General features: G+C 64.0%; 18 protein-coding genes. All 18 read right to left on the bottom strand.

What is annotated here, in order from left to right:
* Position 1: 1 nt before the first annotated feature.
* From E0E41_RS16120 to E0E41_RS16035, 18 genes are read right to left on the bottom strand one after another with little or no spacing between them, the layout of a single operon-like run.
* A complete protein-coding gene (locus tag E0E41_RS16120; RefSeq protein WP_130871289.1) occupies positions 2 to 1321 on the bottom strand; it encodes a nucleotide sugar dehydrogenase in 1320 nt (439 codons plus the stop codon).
* On the bottom strand, positions 1321 to 2433 hold the full coding sequence (locus tag E0E41_RS16115) for a glycosyltransferase family 4 protein (protein WP_130870927.1): 1113 nt from the start codon (positions 2431 to 2433) through the stop codon (positions 1321 to 1323). Before E0E41_RS16115 ends, E0E41_RS16120 begins: the two co-directional genes overlap by 1 nt.
* Positions 2430 to 3290, bottom strand: a complete 861-nt coding sequence (locus E0E41_RS16110; RefSeq protein WP_165450595.1) for an NAD(P)-dependent oxidoreductase — start codon at positions 3288 to 3290, stop codon at positions 2430 to 2432. Before E0E41_RS16110 ends, E0E41_RS16115 begins: the two co-directional genes overlap by 4 nt.
* Positions 3291 to 3346: 56 nt before the next feature.
* A complete protein-coding gene (locus tag E0E41_RS16105; RefSeq protein WP_130870925.1) occupies positions 3347 to 4177 on the bottom strand; it encodes an aldolase/citrate lyase family protein in 831 nt (276 codons plus the stop codon).
* On the bottom strand, positions 4110 to 4853 hold the full coding sequence (locus E0E41_RS16100) for a sugar transferase (protein ID WP_130870924.1): 744 nt from the start codon (positions 4851 to 4853) through the stop codon (positions 4110 to 4112). The genes E0E41_RS16105 and E0E41_RS16100 overlap by 68 nt, the downstream gene beginning before the upstream one ends.
* Positions 4853 to 6724: an S-layer homology domain-containing protein gene (locus E0E41_RS16095; RefSeq protein WP_130870923.1), complete on the bottom strand. Its 1872-nt coding sequence runs from the start codon at positions 6722 to 6724 to the stop codon at positions 4853 to 4855. The genes E0E41_RS16100 and E0E41_RS16095 overlap by 1 nt, the downstream gene beginning before the upstream one ends.
* An 18-nt stretch (positions 6725 to 6742) precedes the next feature.
* Entirely contained in the window at positions 6743 to 7435 is a 693-nt protein-coding gene (locus E0E41_RS16090) for a hypothetical protein (RefSeq protein ID WP_130870922.1), read from the bottom strand.
* A gap of 55 nt (positions 7436 to 7490) precedes the next feature.
* Positions 7491 to 9428 (bottom strand): polysaccharide biosynthesis protein, encoded by a 1938-nt coding sequence (locus tag E0E41_RS16085; protein ID WP_242623852.1) that lies wholly within the window; start codon positions 9426 to 9428, stop codon positions 7491 to 7493.
* Positions 9429 to 9436: 8 nt separating this feature from the next.
* Positions 9437 to 11080 (bottom strand): ABC transporter ATP-binding protein, encoded by a 1644-nt coding sequence (locus tag E0E41_RS16080; RefSeq protein WP_130870920.1) that lies wholly within the window; start codon positions 11078 to 11080, stop codon positions 9437 to 9439.
* A gap of 14 nt (positions 11081 to 11094) precedes the next feature.
* Positions 11095 to 12444 (bottom strand): S-layer homology domain-containing protein, encoded by a 1350-nt coding sequence (locus E0E41_RS16075; protein ID WP_130870919.1) that lies wholly within the window; start codon positions 12442 to 12444, stop codon positions 11095 to 11097.
* 6 nt (positions 12445 to 12450) lie between these two features.
* Positions 12451 to 12939, bottom strand: coding sequence for a S24/S26 family peptidase (locus E0E41_RS16070; RefSeq protein WP_130870918.1), 489 nt, complete (start codon positions 12937 to 12939; stop codon positions 12451 to 12453).
* The gene (locus tag E0E41_RS16065) at positions 12932 to 13213 is read right to left on the bottom strand and encodes a PqqD family protein (protein WP_130870917.1); all 282 of its coding nucleotides are present in this window, start codon (positions 13211 to 13213) and stop codon (positions 12932 to 12934) included. Before E0E41_RS16065 ends, E0E41_RS16070 begins: the two co-directional genes overlap by 8 nt.
* Positions 13214 to 13231: 18 nt before the next feature.
* The gene (locus E0E41_RS16060; RefSeq protein WP_130870916.1) at positions 13232 to 13963 is read right to left on the bottom strand and encodes a CpsB/CapC family capsule biosynthesis tyrosine phosphatase; all 732 of its coding nucleotides are present in this window, start codon (positions 13961 to 13963) and stop codon (positions 13232 to 13234) included.
* A complete protein-coding gene (locus E0E41_RS16055; RefSeq protein WP_130870915.1) occupies positions 13960 to 14757 on the bottom strand; it encodes a CpsD/CapB family tyrosine-protein kinase in 798 nt (265 codons plus the stop codon). The genes E0E41_RS16060 and E0E41_RS16055 overlap by 4 nt, the downstream gene beginning before the upstream one ends.
* The gene (locus E0E41_RS16050; protein WP_130870914.1) at positions 14754 to 15545 is read right to left on the bottom strand and encodes a YveK family protein; all 792 of its coding nucleotides are present in this window, start codon (positions 15543 to 15545) and stop codon (positions 14754 to 14756) included. The genes E0E41_RS16055 and E0E41_RS16050 overlap by 4 nt, the downstream gene beginning before the upstream one ends.
* A 36-nt stretch (positions 15546 to 15581) precedes the next feature.
* Positions 15582 to 16736 carry a nucleotidyltransferase domain-containing protein gene (locus tag E0E41_RS16045; protein ID WP_130870913.1) on the bottom strand — a complete coding sequence of 385 codons (1155 nt, stop codon included), beginning with the start codon at positions 16734 to 16736 and terminating at the stop codon, positions 15582 to 15584.
* A 13-nt stretch (positions 16737 to 16749) separates the two neighbouring features.
* On the bottom strand, positions 16750 to 17445 hold the full coding sequence (locus tag E0E41_RS16040; RefSeq protein ID WP_130870912.1) for a hypothetical protein: 696 nt from the start codon (positions 17443 to 17445) through the stop codon (positions 16750 to 16752).
* Positions 17445 to 17627, bottom strand: a complete 183-nt coding sequence (locus tag E0E41_RS16035) for a hypothetical protein (RefSeq protein WP_130870911.1) — start codon at positions 17625 to 17627, stop codon at positions 17445 to 17447. The genes E0E41_RS16040 and E0E41_RS16035 overlap by 1 nt, the downstream gene beginning before the upstream one ends.
* Positions 17628 to 17630 lie beyond the last annotated feature (3 nt).

The following is a 17630-nucleotide window of genomic DNA, read 5'->3' as shown; positions in this document are numbered from 1 at the left end:
GTTACAGCCTCCAATAGCGGTAGCCCGCCGCCTCATATTCTTTCCGCTCCAGCAGGCCCTTCAGGTCGGCCAGCACCTTCCGGTCGTTTTTCCCCGGCTTGAACATACCGCCGATTTCTTCCATGGTCAGCCCGGTGAAAGCCTCGTGGGCCACCGCCAGAATCACGGCGTCACAATCCACCAGCTCATCCATGCTGTGGAAAGACACGCCGTACAGCCGCTCCGCCTCATCCGCGTCGGCATAGGGATCGGAAACAAGTGGTTGAATGCCGTATTCGTTGAGTTCCTTCACGATGTCAATGACCTTTGTGTTGCGGGTATCCGGGCAGTTCTCCTTGAAGGTAAAGCCGAGAATCCCCACCTTGGCGCTGCGGACAGGGACATCCGCGGCAATCAGCCGCTTGACCACCTGCTCCGCCACATATTTGCCCATATCGTCATTGATGCGCCGTCCCGCCAGAATGACCTGGCTGTGATACCCCAGTTCTTCCGCCTTATAGGTCAGATAATAGGGGTCCACGCCGATGCAGTGCCCGCCCACCAGGCCGGGGCGGAAGTTCAGAAAATTCCACTTGGTCCCGGCGGCTTTCAACACGGAGAGGGTATCAATACCCATCTTGTTGAAGATAATGGACAGCTCGTTCATAAAGGCAATGTTGATATCCCGCTGGCTGTTCTCGATCACCTTGGCCGCCTCCGCCACCCTGATGGATTCCGCCCGGTACACCCCGGCCTCCACTACCAGACCGTAGACCTTTGCCACAGTGTCCAGGGTCTCCTCGTCCATGCCGGAGACGATCTTGGTAATGGTATTCAGCCGATGTACTTTATCCCCGGGATTGATTCGCTCGGGAGAGTAGCCCACCTTGAAGTCGGTCCCGCATTTCAGGCCGGATTCCCGCTCCAGAATGGGAACGCAGATATCTTCCGTCACACCCGGGTACACCGTGGATTCAAATACCACCACCGAACCGGGGGTCAGATTCCTGCCCAGGATCCGGCTGGCTCCCTCCACCGGGGTCAGATCGGGGGTATGGTCCTCATTCACCGGAGTGGGCACCGCCACGATATGGAACCGGGCCTCCCTCAGTTTGGCCTCATCGGCGGTAAAATCCACGGTACATCCGGCTACGGCGGCATCGCCCACCTCTTTGGTGGGATCCGCGCCCTGCCGGTAACGGGCAATCTTTTTTGCGTTCAGGTCAAAGCCTATCACTCCCACCCGCCGGGAAAAGGCCACTGCGATAGGCAGGCCCACATAGCCCAGACCCACCAGGGAGAGTTTTTCCTTCCCAGCCAGCAGCCGCTCATACAAATCCATCATTTCGCTTCCACTTCCATCAACTCCAGCATTCTCTGGTTGACCCTGCCCACCTCGAATTTCTCCCGGCACATGGTCAGGCTCTCCTGTCCCATCCGGTGGGCCAGGTCCGGGTCTTGCAAAAAGGCCCGCATCTTCTCCGCCAGCGCAGCCGGATCCCTCACAGGCACAAGGAATCCGTTTACCCCGTCCGTCACCGTCTCCCGACAGCCATTGGTGTCGGTGGTAATCACGGGGCGCCCCATGGCCATAGCCTCCAGTACCGTCCGGGGCGTCCCTTCCCGGTAGGAGGGCAGGACATATACAGTGCAACCCCCGTAGTAGGGCCGCACATCTGATGTCTCGTCAAACCGCTCTACGGTACCGTCAGCCAGGTAGGGCTCCACCTGTTCCCTTGAAAGGGCATCCTGCATCTGGACCTCGTATTTCCCCAGCAGCCAGAACCTGGCTTGGGGATATTCCCGTTTCACCATGCGGGCGGCTTCCAGGTACTCCGCTACACCCTTGCTCTTCAGCAGGCGGGACAGCATAAAGAAGGTGACGGTCTCCGGCATCGGGGATGGCCGAAACCGCTCCATATTTACCCCGGAGCCATTTACCACACCGCACTTGTCCTCCCGCACCAGACCCAGCGCACAGAACTCCCGCTGATCATCCGGATTTTGAAAGATCACGTGCCGGCAGCAGGAGAAGCCCGCCCGGTACAGCAGCCGCACGACGGCACCCAGCAGCTTGGCCTTGGCGCTGCGGGCGGTAAATACATAGCCGCCGCCGGTCACCATGCCGTTGATATTTTTTACCCCCGCCAAACGGGCGGCAATGGAACCGTATACCACCGGCTTTATGGTGTAGCCCAGGGTGATGGCCGGCTTTTCCCGTTTTATCAGCCGGTACAGGGCCCGGCAATACCGCAGGTCGGCCAGGGGATTGGTACCCGTCTTGTTCATGGGGATCTCGCAGAAAGATGCTCCCAGATCCCGGATCCGTTCCACATCGGTCTGATCCGGACCGGTTACGATCACCTCGTAGCCCCGGCGAATCATTTCCCGTACCAGATCTCCCCGGAAGTTATAGACCGTTCTGTTTTTGGGGGATATCAGAAGGAACTTCAACTGTGTTCCACTCCCTGTATCAGATTTTTCCGGATTACCCGCCACAGCCGGTCATGATTGCCCTGACCCACAAAGCTGTTGTGGGAAGAGAGCAATATCCCTTCCATTCCCCATAGGGGGCTTTCGGCTGGCAGAGGCTCCTGTTCAAATACGTCCAGCACCGCGCCAAGGAGATGGCCCTCCTGCACTGCCGCAGCCAGGGCAACTTCATCCAGAATGGCGCCTCGGGCCACGTTTACCACCACCGCACCACGGGGCAGCAGCGCCAGGCGGCGGTTGTCCAGCATACCCCTGGTTTCCCCGGTCAGCGGCAACGCCAAAACCAAGATATCCGTCTCCGGCAGCCGCTCATCCAGGCATTCTGCCGGAAAGACCCGGGAAAATTCCGGCAGAGAATGACCACTCCGGTTAATTCCGGCCACATCCGCTTCAAAAGCCTCAAACCGCTTGGCCGCGGCCCGCCCCACATATCCCGTTCCCAGGATCAGTACCCGTTTGCCCGCCAGTTCCGGCAGTTGTCTCAGCTTCTCCCATCGGCTGGCCCACTGGTTCCTGCAGAGATGCGGACCTCTCTTATACAGCTCCAGCACCCGCATCAGAATCCACTCCGCCATAGGCACGCAATAGGTGTCCTCCGCATTATAAAGAGCAATCCCCCGCCGCTCTACCTGCTCTAGATTCACCCGATCCAATCCCGCACTGAGCAGCTGGATGGTGCGGAGATGGGGAAAACGCTCCAGCGGGTGATGGAGAAACAGCGCGTTGCATACCACCGTTTCGGCCTGCTCTCCATTGGGGGGCAGCGGATCAGTTTCGTTTGGAAGAAAAAGCAGGCGATAACCCGCATCTTCCAGCACTTTCCGCTCCTCCGGCCGCCAGTCAAAAGCCCCGGTGAGCAACAGCACGCCCCGGCTCATAGAGAACCGGCAGCGCTTTGTATGGCCTGCCGCAAGCACCGCATATTATGGAGGAAGAAGTCGGCATGCGTCTGACATTCCGCTTCCACCTGACGGATCGCAGCCACTCCCTGTTGGAATACCGCCCTGGCCTCCGCCGAATCAAACGGCTCCCCCGGCCGGTAAAAACTTCTGGACAGGATCACCCGGGAGGAGCCCAGCCGGTAATGCTCCCGGATGATACGCTCCGCCGGCACCGCACCGCCGCCAGGGGCGGCGATGCCGCCAAAGCCATAGGGAAGTCCCACCTCCTGAATACGGCGGCACAGCCGCTCCACGGTACCGTCTGCCAGGGGCTCAAACAAAAATCGTTTTCCCAGAGAGAGGCTCAGATCATTGAGGCCGATATAGACCTCATCCAGGCCGGGCAATCTGACCAGCTCCTCCACCTGTTCCGCCGCCTCCGCCGTCTCCAGCAGCAAAACGGTCCTGGCACGGCCGCCCACCAGCTTTAAAAAAGCGGCGGCCTCCTGCACCGTGTGAAAAAAGGGAAGCATAATCAAATCCGCACCGGCTTTCACCACCCGGTCAATCTCCGCCCCGGATCCTGGACGATCCTTTCCTGCCTCATGGATGGGGTTGACCCGCACCAGCAGTTCCGCCCGGCTTATCGCAGTGCGGATCCGTTCCACATCTTCGATGGTATGGCGGGACTGGACGGTGTCCATACCGCCCTGACGCTCCGCCTTTCCGATCCACTCCAGATCCACAAAGACCCGATCAACACCCGCCTGTTCCGCGATCCCGGCCAGCTCCGGCTGATTGGTGATGTACATTAGTTTGAGCATGGTCCCCTGCCGCCTTTCCTTCTCCCACGGTAGCTCCTTCGTTCAGATTGTCCCGGCTGGCCAGCACCTTCCACACAGTGAGAAACAGGATCTTCACATCCAGCAGGAAGGTCACGTGCTGGGCATACCAGACATTCAACTCAATGCGCCGGTTCCATTCCACGGTTTTCCGGCCGTTGACCTGAGCCCAGCCGGTAATTCCCGGCCGGACGGAAAACATCTTCCGCTGCTCCGGGGTATACGCCTCCCAGGGCCAGGGGTGGTAGGTCAGCGGGGAGCGGAAACCGATAAGAGACATATCCCCCCGCACCACATTCCACAGTTGGGGCAGCTCGTCCAGGCTGGTGGCCCGCAGGATCCGGCCCACTTTCGTAACCCGGGGATCCCCTTTCCCCGAGTACACACCGCTGCCTGTGTGTTCCGCACCCACCCGCATGGACCGGAATTTATACATCCAGTACCGCTGGCCGTATCTGCCCAGCCGCTCCTGGCGGAAAAGGACAGGCCCCTTTGGGTCCTCCGCCTTCACTGCCAGAGCCAGCAGCAGGTAGAGCCAGCAGAATAGGGTCATGCCCACCAGTGACAGGGAAACATCCAGGATCCGCTTGATATATCGTTTATAGAGGCCCGCCGGGAGTTCCCGGCGGGCCCGGTTTTTTGCCCGGATACGGTTCATTACTTAAGGTCCCAGTATTCCAGCGTGCGGGTATCATTAAACGTACACCGGTGATCCGTGGCAGCTTCCGCGATCTCACCATACGCCCAGTGCTGGCCCGTCACATCCGGGAATTCTCTGCCCGCTCCCTCCTGAATCGCCACGATGTCACCCAGACGGCCCAGGACCCGGTTGGTCAGCGCTGCCGCCTCGGCCCGGGTGATCTGCCGCTCGGGGGCAAACAGATCGTTTCCGATCCCATTGATCCAGCCGTAGGCCGCAGCGGTGGAGATCTCAGCATGGGCCCAGTGGTCGGCAGGTACATCCGCAAATTCCGTACCCGTCTCCCACTTGTCCGCAAAGCGGGCGCAGAGCACCGCGAATTCCGCCCGGGTGATCTGCCGCTCGGGGGCAAAACGGCCGTCGCCTACGCCGTTGACGATCCCCAGCCCGGCCAGGGTGCCCACAGCCTGGGCATACCAGGCGTCCGCCGGTACATCCGAAAACTCCACAAGCTCCGTCACAGTCCGGTCCTGAAGCAGGCGGTAGAACATCTGCGCCACCTCTGCTCTGGTGATGGAGTCATCGGGGCGGAAGTTCCCCTTGTCGTCGCCCTTCATGAAAGCCATGTGCTGCTCGGTGATCAGCGTCTGGGACACACCGGTATCCTCCGGGTCGGCAAGCACCTTGCGGAAACCGCTCATCACGCTGACGCCGCCTCTGGGCATTACAAAGCTGTAAGTATCTTCTCCCGTCACAGTCAGGTCCACCAGCTGGCCGTCATCGTCCACCACAAACAGATACCGGATCGTAAAACCGGGCTCCGGCTCCAGCTCCACGGTGACTATATTGCCCACCGGAGCGACAGAGGGCACATGGACCTCGCCATGCGCACTCTCCTCCACCTCTATCGGAGCCGTCGGGCTTCCGCCGCTGGAAGCGGAGGAGAAAGACACGCTCACCGGAGCCGCAGGGACTACCACCCGCTCGCAATGGAAATAGGGCACCTGGCCGCCCGGTCTGGTAATCTCCAGCCGGCCATAGGTATACAGCTCGCCGCTTTCTCCCAGGGCTGCCGTCACATCCGCGGTGCTCACTTCTCCGCGGCAGGACATGGTCATCTCGGTCTGGAGCGCCGCCTTGACAGACACCACATCCTGGGTCCGCCAGCCCTCTACGGCGCTGTCCCGCAGCTTATATGTAACGGCCACGCCTCTCTCGGTCTTTGCCACATTCACCGGCTCGTAGAGCTCCGAACCGGAAAAGGCGATATCCGCCTGAGAAAAGTCGGAGATCCCCTTGAGAAGCTCATCCTCCAGATAGCAGGTAAAGCGCAGGGTCTTCAGCGTCTCGCTGTCGTCCTTGTTCACGGTGACCACCGTAGCCATGTCCTCGGACATGACCAGGGACGCGCTGTATGTCATGATGCATATACCGCCGTGGTACTCCCCGGAGGCGGTCAGCGTCCGGATGGAGCCGTGATTCACGGCGGGCTGGGCCGCCATCATGACAAAGCTGCTGCATCCAGCCTGCTGATAGCGCAGGCTCACCTTTCCCTCACCCGTCAGCGTACCCAGGCAATAGCGCACCGGGCTGCCGGACAGGGGCGCACCCGTCCCGTCCACCGCCTGCACCAGCACCAGCACCGGCGCCTGGGCATCCAGATCCGCCGGCGCCTTCAGTTCCGCCGTAAGGGCGCTGCCCGCCTGGGCGGCGGACACGAATTCGGCAGGTCCCTTTCGGGTCAGGTTGGCGCTCTGTGCCGCCTGGGTCAGCTGCTCCTCCGCCTCGGAGATCACCGGCGCCGCCAGCGCCGGCGCCGTCAGCAGCGTCAGGCAGACCGCCAGCACAGTCAGAAGCGCGGACAGACGGCTCATGCTTTTCTTTTTCATGCCTCTTTCCCCCATTTTTCAGTCCAGATATTTTTCCATATAGTATGCCTTTTCGGCAGCCTTTTCCTCGCAATAGTAGACCCACAGCTCGTCCAGATCCTCCGTCCCCGCTCCGGCGTTTTCAAAGAGCGTCCGGTAATCGCTCAGGATCTGCTTGACCCTGGTATCCGCCTCCGCCTCCAGCGCGTAGCAGGTATAGAGCCCGTCCATGACCACCGTCTGCTTTCTGGCCGGTGTGCGCTCCCCGGCGGGCAGGTTGTTCCACATCAGATAGGTGTCCTGCCGCAGCTGACCCAGCTGAGCCATCAGATCCACCTTGTAGGCGTACAGCTCCGCCACACAGCGGTTCAGGGCGGCGGTCTGATCGAACACAGGCTTTTCCTCCGCCGGCCGGACGGATTCCGGCGCCGCGCTCTCCCCCGGCGAAGGGGGTTGTTCTGTCAGCTGGTCCGTCAGGCCCAGAGCCTGCTTGACCTCCTCCGCCGTCGCCGTACCGTTCAGCAGGCTTTCACTCTGCTCCACGCTGGGCTGAAGCACCGTCACCCCCTTCTCCTCCTGGAGCGTCAGCTGGTGCTCCCTGCGGACCTTCTCCATATCGGAGGAGATGGATTCCGGATCCTTGGTCAGGACGGTGTACAGCGCACCGATGTTCTCCCGCTGCCAGACGCAGAGGGCCGTTCCGCCCAGCAGCAGCGCCGCCAGGATACCCAAGGCTATTTTCTTCCCGCGTCTCAAGGCATATCTCCATTCCCATTCATGGTTGTCCCTAGGCCAGTCTGGTCACTTCACCAGCGGGATACTGCCGGCCCTCCGGCTCCGGAGGCAGCGCCGCCCCGGCCATCCGGTTGACCTGAGCCGCATCGTGGTAGGTGGGCACCAGCCGCTTCATCAGTGATACCAGTTTGGCATCGCTCTGCCCGTCCTCCAGGGCCGCCGCCAGCTGCCGCAGGGCAGTCATGATCTTTTCCTGCCGCAGCTCCCGCTGCTGCTCGATAAAGATCCGCTTGTTCTCCGTCCTGGACAGGTGCTCACTGTTCATCAGCAGCTCCTCATACAGCTTCTCCCCCGGCCGCAGGCCGATCTCCACGATCTGGATGTCCTTGTAGGGCTCCAGACCGGAAAGGCGGATCAGGTTCTCCGCCAGCGTCAGTATCTTGACCGGCTCGCCCATGTCCAATACGAACACCTGGCCCTGTCTGGCCATGGCCGCCGCCTCCAGCACCAGCTGGGAGGCCTCCGGGATGGTCATGAAATACCGGATGATCCGCTTGTCGGTAATGGTCACCGGGCCGCCCTCGGCGATCTGCCTGCGGAACAGGGGCACCACCGACCCGTTGGAGCCCAGCACGTTTCCAAACCGCACGGAGACAAACTCCGTGGCGCTCTCCGACCGGCTCTGGAGGATCATCTCGCAGAACCGCTTGGTGGCTCCCATGACATTGGTGGGGTTTACCGCCTTGTCGGTGGAGATCATGACGAACTTCTCCACCCCCGCCCGCTCCGCCGCGCAGACCACATGGTAGGTACCGAAGATATTGTTTTTGATGGCCTCCCGGGGACAGTCCTCCATAAGCGGCACGTGCTTATGGGCCGCGGCGTGGAATACCAGCTGAGGCCGGTAGCGCAGGAACAGCTCTTCCATCCGCTCCCGGTCCCGGACCGAGGCGATCTCCACCCGGAGATCCAGCCGGTCCCCGTAGGCGCGCCGCAGCTCCTGCTGGATGTCGTAGGCGTTGTTCTCATAGATATCCAGAATAATCAGCTGTCTGGGGAAAAAGGCGGCCACCTGGCGGCAGAGCTCGCTGCCGATGGAGCCGCCGCCCCCCGTCACCAGGACGGTCTTTCCGTGCAGGAAATCGTACATCCGGCTCTTGTCAAACCGCACCATTTCCCGGCCCAGAAGGTCCTCCACCTGCACGTCCTTCACCGCCTGGAGGGAGACCTCCCCGTTGACCAGCTGATACAGTCCGGGCAATACCCGGAGGCGGCAGCCGGTCATTTTGCAGATGTCCAGGATCTCCCGCTTTTCCTTGGCGGTGGCGGTGGGGATGGCGAATATGATCTGGGTGATGTCCAGCTTCCGGACCGCGCCCGGGATCTTTTCCCGTCCGCCTATGATCCGGACGCCGTTTAAGTACCGGCCCCGTTTCTCCACATCATCGTCGATGATGCAGCAGACCGTCCCCTCCACACGGGGACTGGAGCGCAGTTCCCGGAGCAGGACCCGGCCGGCCTCTCCGGCACCGATGAGCATGATGCGCTCCTCCCGAAAGCCCCCCCCGCGGAGGGCGCTCCGCAGCACGTCGTAAAACCGGCAGCTGCACCGCAGGCCCACCAGGGTGATGAGCTGGCAGATCAGGGCGATAAAGTACACGCTGCGGGGCAGCCTGCAGCCCGCCAGCAGCCCCGCGGCGGCAGACACCCCGTAGGCCATCAGCACGGAGGCGATCATGCCCAGCGCGTCGTAGGCGCTGACGGACCGCCACATATAGTGGTACATTTTCCGCAGCAGGAAAATTCCCAGCGTGATCATGATCTGCGCCGGAAGCCAGCGCAGCCACACATCGATAAATTGATCCGACAGCTGGGCAAAGGAGAAGTCAAACCGGGCCAGCAGCGCAATGCCGCCCGAAGCCGTGATGAACAGGATGTCCAGCACGACGATGGTCAGCAGCCGGATCCATTTGTGAATTGTCCGCTCCATAGTTCCCTTCATTCCTCGTCGCTCAAGATCAGATACGCCTGGGTCACCTCCCGGGCCGTCTCCGCCCGGTGGGTGGCCAATATGGCCCCGGGGCAGCGGGCCGCCAGGGTGCGGAGCACCTGTCCCTCCGTGGGCCTGTCCAGAGAGGCGGTGGCCTCATCCAGCAGCAGGACCTGCGGTCCGGACAGCAGCGCCCGGGCCAGGGCGATCCGCTGCCGCTGTCCCACCGACAGCCGCAGTCCGCCCTCCCCCAACACCGTATCCAGGCCCTCCGGCAGCTGGCGGACAAAGCCGCAGCAGCAGTCCTCCAGCGCCGTCCACAGGGCCTCCTCACCCGCCTTCGGATCACCCAGAAGCAGGTTCTCCCGGATGGTGCCCGAAAAGAGCACCGGGAGCTGAGGCACGTATCCGAACAGGCCCCGGGTGGCGGCGGAGCAAGGCACCCGGCCCTTGTCGGTCTCCAGCCAGATCCGCCCCTCCTCCGGCTCATACAGGCCCAGGATCAGGCGGTAAAGGGTGCTTTTGCCCCGGCCGGAGGCACCCCGCAGGCAGGTCCACCGGTCCAGCGGCACCCGGGCGGAAAAATCCTTCAGCACCGCCTGCCGGTCCTCCCCGTAGCGGAAGGTCACATGCTCAAACACCAGAGCCCGCGCTCCGGCCCCGTCGGGGATGGGCTGTCCCGCCGGCTCCTCCGGCAGATCCCACAGCCGCTCCAGCCGCTCCTCCGCCGCCCGGATGGCGGCCAGCCGGCCGGGCAGGCCGCCCAGGCCGGATACCGGGGCCCGGAACAGGGTCAGAAGCTGGATCACCGCCGTCAGATCGCCGAAGCTCATGGACCGGCGATAGACCAGCGTCACGCCCCACAGGATGGCGGCGGCGGAGAGCAGCTGCACCGCCGCCCCGAACAGGGTGCTGCCGGCCAGCTGGAACCGGCGGAATCCCGCCCGCCTGGCCCGCCAGTCCTGGCTCCGCTCCCACAGGCGGTCGGCGCAGGCCGCTCCGGCGGAGATCCCCTGCACCACCTCCCGCTGCTCCAGCTGCTCCTGCAGGCAGGCGCTCATGGCCTCCTCCGCCTCGCTGACCCTGTGGCGCCGCCGCTTCAGGCCGTCCCGGAAGGGCAGCGCGGCACAGATCACCACGCCGCCGAATACCAGCACAGCCGCAGCAGCCCAGCCGGACAGCAGCGCCAGGGCGCATACCGCGCCCGCCAGCCGCACGCCCTGGCTCACCGTGCCGGGGATTACGGTCAGATACTGCTGACACACCATATGGCAGTCCCGCATCAGGCGGTCATACAGCACCCCGCTGTGGATGCCGTTCACCGCCTTGCAGCTCTTTCTCTGAAGCGCGGTGACCATGTGCTGCCGCACCCGGGACACGGCCCGGTCCGAGGCGGCCTCGGCATATCCCCGCCCCAGGTTATACAGCAGGGGGATCGCCGCTGAGAGGAGCAGCAGCACCGCCCACCGGAGGGCGGACCGCCTATCGTGGGGCAGCCCGCCGTCGATCACCCCTCTGGTCACAAAGGCCAGGGCTACCAGCAGCAGGGATTGCAGGCAGAGCAGGACGGTGAGCCTGACGCTCACGCCCCGCTCGGGCCTCAGGAAGTCCCGCAGCGCCTCCCTGAACCCCTGTCCCTTCCGTTCTTCCATATCAGCCTCCGGGCTCAGCCGTCCTGCTTGCCCCAGTCAATCACGATCATGCCGTTGGACACATAGACGGACACCGGCTCCGATGCCTCATAGCCCTCCCGCTCCGCGGTGAGGGTGTACGCGCCGCGGACCAGCCCGGTAAAGGTATAGGTCCCGTCGGTCTGAGCCGTATAGGAGGCGGTTGTCGCCCCCAGCTCGTCCCGCAGCAGGTAGGTCACGCCCTGCCTGGTCCGGATGGTGATGCTGTCGGCCCCCTTGGACTGAATGGCGGGGGGCTCCAGCCGGCTGCTTCCGCCGCCTCCGCCCCCTCCGCCGCTGCCGCCGTCAATGGATATATCCACGTCCACATTCCCCAGGCTGCTGCCGGGCTGGGCCCGGACCACGGTACCGGGCTCACAGACGTGGCCGTTGACCTGGGCCTTTTCCACACCGGGGCCGATCTCCACCTCCGCGCCCGTCTCCAGGCCGTCAATGGCCGCCTCCGGGCCGGAAACCAGGATCCGCTCCAGCGCCGGCGTGCCCACCAGGGTGACCCAGCTGCCGGTGCCCCGCACCTCCAGCAGAGGAGCGGAGGTGGTACCGGAAATCCGGATCTCCGAGCCGTCGCCGGCCAGCACCAGGATCCGGCCGGTGACCGCCACGTTGTGGAGCACCACTTCGCTGCCGACGGCCGACCCGGTGATGATCAGGTCCCCGTTTACCGTCATGTTCTGTAGTGTGACCCCGGAGGCCGCCGCCAGTACGGTGCCCGCCTCATCCCGCTGGACGGCCGCCGCGGCGTGGATGTAGTCCGCCACCATGTTGTCCAGCATGGTCACAGCCTGGGCCCGGGTAAAGAGCGCCTGGGGCGCAAAGTCCCCGGTGTCGGTACCCCGGATCCAGCCTTTGGCCAGCAGGGTGTCCACCTCCTGCTCCGCCCAGCCGGCGATCTGCTCCTGATCCGGAAAAGTGCGGCCGCTCTCCGCCGGGCTCAGGTCAAAGGCCCGGTAGTACATCACCGCCGCCTCCTGCCGGGTGACGGAGGCCTCCGGCCGCACCAGGCCGCCGCTGCCCTGAAGGACCCCAGCCGCCGCGGCCTGGAGCACGTAGCCGGTGCACCAGCTGTCCTCCGGCAGATCGGTAAAGGTGTTGTCCGCTCTGTCCGACCAGGAGAATACCCTGGCCAGCAGGGCCGCCAGTTCACCCCGGGTAATGGTCTGATCCGGCCGGAAACTGCCGTCGTCATATCCGGTCACGATTCCGCTGGCGCTCCACCGCTCAATGCTGGAGGCCGCCCAGTGATCCTCCGCGTCTGAATAGGCCGCCGCCTGCACCGTCAGCAGGCAGCACAGCAGCCCCGCCAGGATGCCCACCCGTCCTCTCATGTCTCCTCACCCTTTCCTTTCCGGTCCTCTTCTCAGCCGTTTCCGCAATCGGCCCAGCTTCCGCCGCAGCCCCAGCAGGGGCCGCCGCACGGGGTAAAGCGCCGTCCACAGACGGCCCCGCCGGGCCAGCCCGCCGCTGTTCAGAGGCCGCCAGTTGCCCTCCCGGCATCTGGCCTCCCCCAGGGCCACCACCTGCTCCGGCCCGATCTCCTCGCTCCGCCACTGGTGGTCCCCGCAGCACTGCAGCCGGCCGCCCGCTTCTTTTATGATCCTGTGGAGGACATACCGTCCGTCCGCTCTCTGATACAGGACGATGTCGCCCGGGCTCCACGTCCCGGACGGGGCGGACAGCCGCACCAGATCCCCCTCCCGCAGCAGGGGGTGCATGCTGCCGCCCGTCACGGGGAGCACCGCCTGGCCCCGGGAGAGCTGAACGTCCAGCACCTCCCGCAGCTGCTCCATGGGCAGCCGGCCGGCGGAGAAGGACTTATCCATCCCGGCTCTCGTCCGCCAGCGCGCCCGCCCGGGCCAGCTTGTCCAAAAATACCTCCGTGTCCCGCGCCGCCCGGTCAGGGCTCACCTGGAACCGTTGGGTCAGCAGCTCTGTCAGGCTCTCCGGGGTCTGGTCCCGGCTCAGGGCCTCCCACAGAAAGGCCCCCGCCTCATTCACCGAGATCATGCCCGGAAAGCGGAGGGCTGCCTCCCCTACCGGCACCAGCAGGGTCAGGTCCGCACAGCACCGGAGCATAAAGTTTTCATTCTGCCGCATGGTCTTGCTCCTTTTCTCTCATGCCAACGGCGCGGCGTTTCGAAGGATTGCACCGGCACGCGCCTCCATGTCCGCCCGGACCCCGGCGTCCAGCTTTCGCTCCAGCACCTGCCCCGCCGGTCCCAGGTCGGGCCGCCGCCGGTCCAGGTCATGGCAGTCGGAGGCCAGGAGACAGGGGCTCCGGCTCCGGAGGGCCCGCAGTACGCCGCCCCGCCTGGTCAGCTCCAGTACGGAGGAGGCGCTGAACTGGATGGGAAGTCCCATGGCATACAGCTCCTGGATATGGGCCCGCTTCTGTCCGGCAAAATAGCGCTCCAGATGGGCTATCACAGGAATGAACCGGGTGCAGGCCAGCAGCTCATAGAGCTGATCCAGCAGCAGGCTGCCCCAGGGGTGAAACGGCAGTTCCAGCAGAAAATACTCCGTATTCCCGATACAGAACTGCTCCAGCTCGTCCCAACGGCTCAGGTTCGGCATCCAGGCCACCTCGGCGGCCAGAGCCGCCCGTGGCAGAGCCTGCCGCTCAGCCGGAGGGAGCGCCTCCAGGGCCCTGCTCAGCCGCTCCGCGGCCTCCCGCCGCCGGGCCAGAAAGCGGGCGGGCGCCTCCCGGTCCCGGTAGTAGTGAGAGGTAAGCGCCACCGCCTCCACGCCCTGAGCTCCCTCCAGCCGGAGCATGGCCGCCGCCGTCTCCCCGTCCCGGGCTCCGTCGTCCATCCCGGGCAGGATGTGGGTGTGAACGTCGTACTTCATGACCTACTTTTCCTGGAATGGCTCTCATAGCCCCGGTACTCTTCGTCGTAACCATACCGTTTGTATCCGCCCAGGCGGTACTTGCCGTATCCGTATCCGCTCTTTTCCGGCTCCGCGCCGTTGAGCACAAAGCCCAGGAGCTTGGCCTTGGAGTATTCCAGCTGCTCCACCGCGTGCCTGACGGCGTTCCGGTCGGTGATGCCGGCGCGCACCACAAAAAGCACGCCGTGGCTCTCCGGCACCAGCACGCAGGCGTCGGTCACCATGTTCACCGGAGAGGTGTCCAGCAGAATATAGTCGTAGGAACCCCGCAGCTCCTCCAGCAGCCGCTTGAACCGGGCCGACGCCAGCAGCTCCGACGGGTTGGGCGGCACATCCCCCGCCAGGAGGAAGTGGAGATTGGGGTTTTCCCCCGTCAGGATGGCCTGGCCGCGCAGTTCCGGGTCAACCAGGATGTTGCTCAGGCCCACGTGGGCCTGGATGTTGAGCAGACGGGCAAGCTTGGGCCGGCGCAGATCGCAGTCCACCAGCAGCACCCGGCGGTTCATCTCCGCGTAGGAGATGGCCAGATTCACGGCTGTGATGCTCTTCCCTTCCGATTTCATGGCGGAGGTAATGATAATCACCTTGCACCCTTCCTCGTCCGCCAGGGAAAAGGTCACATTGGTGCGCAGGGTCTTATAAGCCTCCCGCATGAAGAAATCGCTGCCGGGACCCAGAATGTGCCTGCGTTCGTTCTGGATCTGCATGGCGTCGGTCTGCAGCTTGCTCTTTTTTATTCCAAACCCTCTCACGCCTGCCCATCCTCCTTTCCGGCTCCCGCCTGGGGAGGTGCGCCGTCATCATATACGGCGTAGCCGCCGCCCCGGGTCCTGCCGGTACGCTCAAAACTGGGGATCTGCCCCAGCAGAGGATAGTCGAACAGCTGGGCCAGATCGTCCCCGCTGGTGAGCCGCACGTCGGTCAGGGTGCGCACGGCGATGTACAGAGCCGCCAGGAGACAGCCCAGGATCCCGCCCAGAAAGGTATTGTTCCGGTAGCTGGGGGAATACCGCTGTTCAGGCACCTTGGCGTAGTCGATGATCTTGGTGGAGCTGCCCTCCACGAAGTTGGCGATCTCGTTGGGCGCCACCTCTGCCACCGCGTTGGCGATCCGGGCGGAGAGCTCCGGGTCCGGGGTGAGGATATACACCTCAAACAGTTCGGTCTCCTCCACCTGGGAGGCGGTCATCATGGAGCGGATCTGATCCGCCGTGTACTCCAGTCCCGCGCTCTCCACCACCTTCTCCAGTACGGTGTCGCTGCGGATGATATTCACATAGGTATTGACCAGCTGCTGGGCAGTGGCCAGGTTGGAGGCGCTGATGTAATCCACCTGCTGGTTGCTCTTGATGTTGTTGACGTAGACCATCACGCTGGCCCGATACATGGGTGTGATGCAGCACACGGTGTAGACATAAAAGCACACCGCGCATACCACGCCGCTGATCAAGATCACCGGCCACCGGCGCAGACAGGCAAGCAGCAGCTTCCACAGGTCTACGCCTAACACTTCTCCGGACTTTGTCTCCTGTTCCTTCATCGTTTCCAGGTTCTCCTCTTGTCGTGTGTCCTGATCTTACCGGCGGCCGGTCTTATCCGGAAGGAGCAGGCCAAACCGCTCCAGCCTCCGCCGGAAGGCTCGGCGCTCCGTCTCATCCGTTTCCCGGCTGCTGCGGAACCAGCTCCGGACCTGGGGGCCATGGGTGCGCACCGTATGGGCGCCCCGCAATATCCAGGCCGCCGGCAGCAGCCAGGGCCGCTCTTTCAGCCAGGGGTACCGGCCCCGCATCTCCTCCATGGGGTAAAAGATCCGGCGCAGTACGCTGCCGACGCCTCCCCAGCAAGCGCTTTCCACCAGCACCGCCTGCCTCACTGTACCGTGGGCGCCGCTGTCCAGGAGATATTCCCCCAGATCCGCCGGCGTCTCCGCCTCCCGGCCATCCCCGAACCACCAGTCCGCCAATCCTTCCAGATTGCGGGCAAAGGCCAGCAGGCCGAACTGCTCCAGCCGCCGGTCCACCAGCTCCCAGTCCGGCTTGTCCGCCGGGCCGTGCCGGAAGATCCAGTCGTCCATCGCCGCCCGCACCCCCGCACCCCCGCGGGTCAGGTCGCTGGCCAGATGACAGATATGGTTGAGATAGCTCCCCTCCGCCGTCAGCCGTCCGTCCCGGACATACTGCCAGCCGGGGTTGATCTGAGTGCCCGCCGGCGACATCACATAGACCAGATTGGGGTGGAATTCCACATGCAGCCCGGGCGGCACCACGAAGGTGAAGTGGCCTCCGTCGGTATGGATGTGTTTCCCGCCCAGTTCCTCCATGGCTTGCCGAATGACGGGATAGTCCCCGGTGCGCACCAGGTAGTCCAGGTCAGCCATAGGGCGCATGTCCCGAGCGGGATAGCTGTCCCGGAGGACCGCTCCCCGCAGAGGCACATGGGCCACGCCCCGGCGGGACAGGCTCTCCCCGATCCGCGCCAGCCAGGCGTCGATCTGGACAGCGGCAAAGACCGCCCGGTTGTGGGCCAGCTCCAGCCGCCCCGCCACGGAGCGGGGCAGATTTTTGTTGTTTCGGAGGGCATACCACAGCAGGTTTTCCACCCGCTGCTCCTCCGCCAGTCCCAGCACGCCGTCCCAGGGACAGTTTTCCGGCGGAGCGCAGTCCTCCCCCCGGAGGCCGGCCCGCAGCAGCCGGATCAGCTGCCGGCGAGCCGTCAGATTCATGTCGTCCATGGTTCTCCTTCTGTCACTTTTCCTCCGGGAACAGGGTCCGCCGGGCCAGCTCCGCCCCCTCGTCCGACTGGTCGCAGGTCAGCTTCCACATCGGCACCCGGCGCAGCAGATTGTCCGCCAGGGGCAGCAGCAGCTCCATATGCTCCCGCCACAGCTGAAACAGGGTCTGGCTCATCAGCAGAGGCAATGCCCGGTCGGGCGCAATGGGTTCCATCGTATTTCTCTCGCCCCGGAACAGGAAGCACACCGCCCCCAGGGGCGCCCCGGCATTCCGGCTCAGGTCCCGGCTCCCCGACCAGGGGGTGCCGTAGGCCATCCACCGCCCGTCCAGGCGGCGCAGGGCCGGTTTGTCGTCATTGAGAATCTCCGCCCCGAACAGGCGGCGCCATTTTTCCGTGTGGGTGGACTTTCCCACCCCCGGCGGGGCGGAAAAGCACACTGCCTGTCCCCTGTAACAGACGGCGGAGGCATGGAGCATAAATCCCTCGTGCTCCAGCAGGGCCAGGGCAAACTTGTCCCCTGTGAGCAGATACTCCGCCAGGTCCTCGCTCTGCAGCTCCGGCCTGCGTTGGAGGGCGGCTTTTGCGTCCACGGAGATGGTGATCTGGGCCGGTTGGGCGCAGGCGGAGGCCAGATAGGCCTCCGCCTGCGCTTTCGTCCGACCACCGCATGCCAGCTCCACGTCCAGCCCGGCGATGGAGCAGCGCATTATGTGCCGTCCTCGCCCCATCCGCCGCCGCCGGTGATGACGCTGTCACCGAAGGTCTTGCCGTCATCCCAGCCGCTCATGGCAAAGGAATCCTCCTTGCTGGTTTCGCCCAGCATCAGGTCCTCCGCCGGGGCAAGCAGGATCCACTCCGCAGTGGGGGCAATATAAGTTTCTTGTTTCATGTC

This window comes from Intestinimonas massiliensis (ex Afouda et al. 2020), assembly GCF_900626285.1.
Classification (GTDB): Bacteria; Bacillota; Clostridia; order Oscillospirales; family Oscillospiraceae; genus Flavonifractor; species Flavonifractor massiliensis_A.
Note: the sequence above shows the minus strand (reverse complement) of the source record. Positions and strands in the feature narration are given on the sequence as shown.

Bases quoted from the DNA above. Each gene is read 5' to 3' on its own strand.
- E0E41_RS16120 (WP_130871289.1), bottom strand. From the start codon at position 1,321: ATGGATTTGTATGAGCGGCTGCTGGCTGGGAAGGAAAAACTCTCCCTG.
- E0E41_RS16105 (WP_130870925.1), bottom strand. From the start codon at position 4,177: ATGCTCAAACTAATGTACATCACCAATCAGCCGGAGCTGGCCGGGATC.
- E0E41_RS16100 (WP_130870924.1), bottom strand. From the start codon at position 4,853: ATGAACCGTATCCGGGCAAAAAACCGGGCCCGCCGGGAACTCCCGGCG.
- E0E41_RS16095 (WP_130870923.1), bottom strand. From the start codon at position 6,724: ATGAAAAAGAAAAGCATGAGCCGTCTGTCCGCGCTTCTGACTGTGCTG.
- E0E41_RS16085 (WP_242623852.1), bottom strand. From the start codon at position 9,428: ATGGAGCGGACAATTCACAAATGGATCCGGCTGCTGACCATCGTCGTG.
- E0E41_RS16080 (WP_130870920.1), bottom strand. From the start codon at position 11,080: ATGGAAGAACGGAAGGGACAGGGGTTCAGGGAGGCGCTGCGGGACTTC.
- E0E41_RS16075 (WP_130870919.1), bottom strand. From the start codon at position 12,444: ATGAGAGGACGGGTGGGCATCCTGGCGGGGCTGCTGTGCTGCCTGCTG.
- E0E41_RS16070 (WP_130870918.1), bottom strand. From the start codon at position 12,939: ATGGATAAGTCCTTCTCCGCCGGCCGGCTGCCCATGGAGCAGCTGCGG.
- E0E41_RS16065 (WP_130870917.1), bottom strand. From the start codon at position 13,213: ATGCGGCAGAATGAAAACTTTATGCTCCGGTGCTGTGCGGACCTGACC.
- E0E41_RS16060 (WP_130870916.1), bottom strand. From the start codon at position 13,963: ATGAAGTACGACGTTCACACCCACATCCTGCCCGGGATGGACGACGGA.
- E0E41_RS16050 (WP_130870914.1), bottom strand. From the start codon at position 15,545: ATGAAGGAACAGGAGACAAAGTCCGGAGAAGTGTTAGGCGTAGACCTG.
- E0E41_RS16045 (WP_130870913.1), bottom strand. From the start codon at position 16,736: ATGGACGACATGAATCTGACGGCTCGCCGGCAGCTGATCCGGCTGCTG.
- E0E41_RS16040 (WP_130870912.1), bottom strand. From the start codon at position 17,445: ATGCGCTGCTCCATCGCCGGGCTGGACGTGGAGCTGGCATGCGGTGGT.
- E0E41_RS16035 (WP_130870911.1), bottom strand. From the start codon at position 17,627: ATGAAACAAGAAACTTATATTGCCCCCACTGCGGAGTGGATCCTGCTT.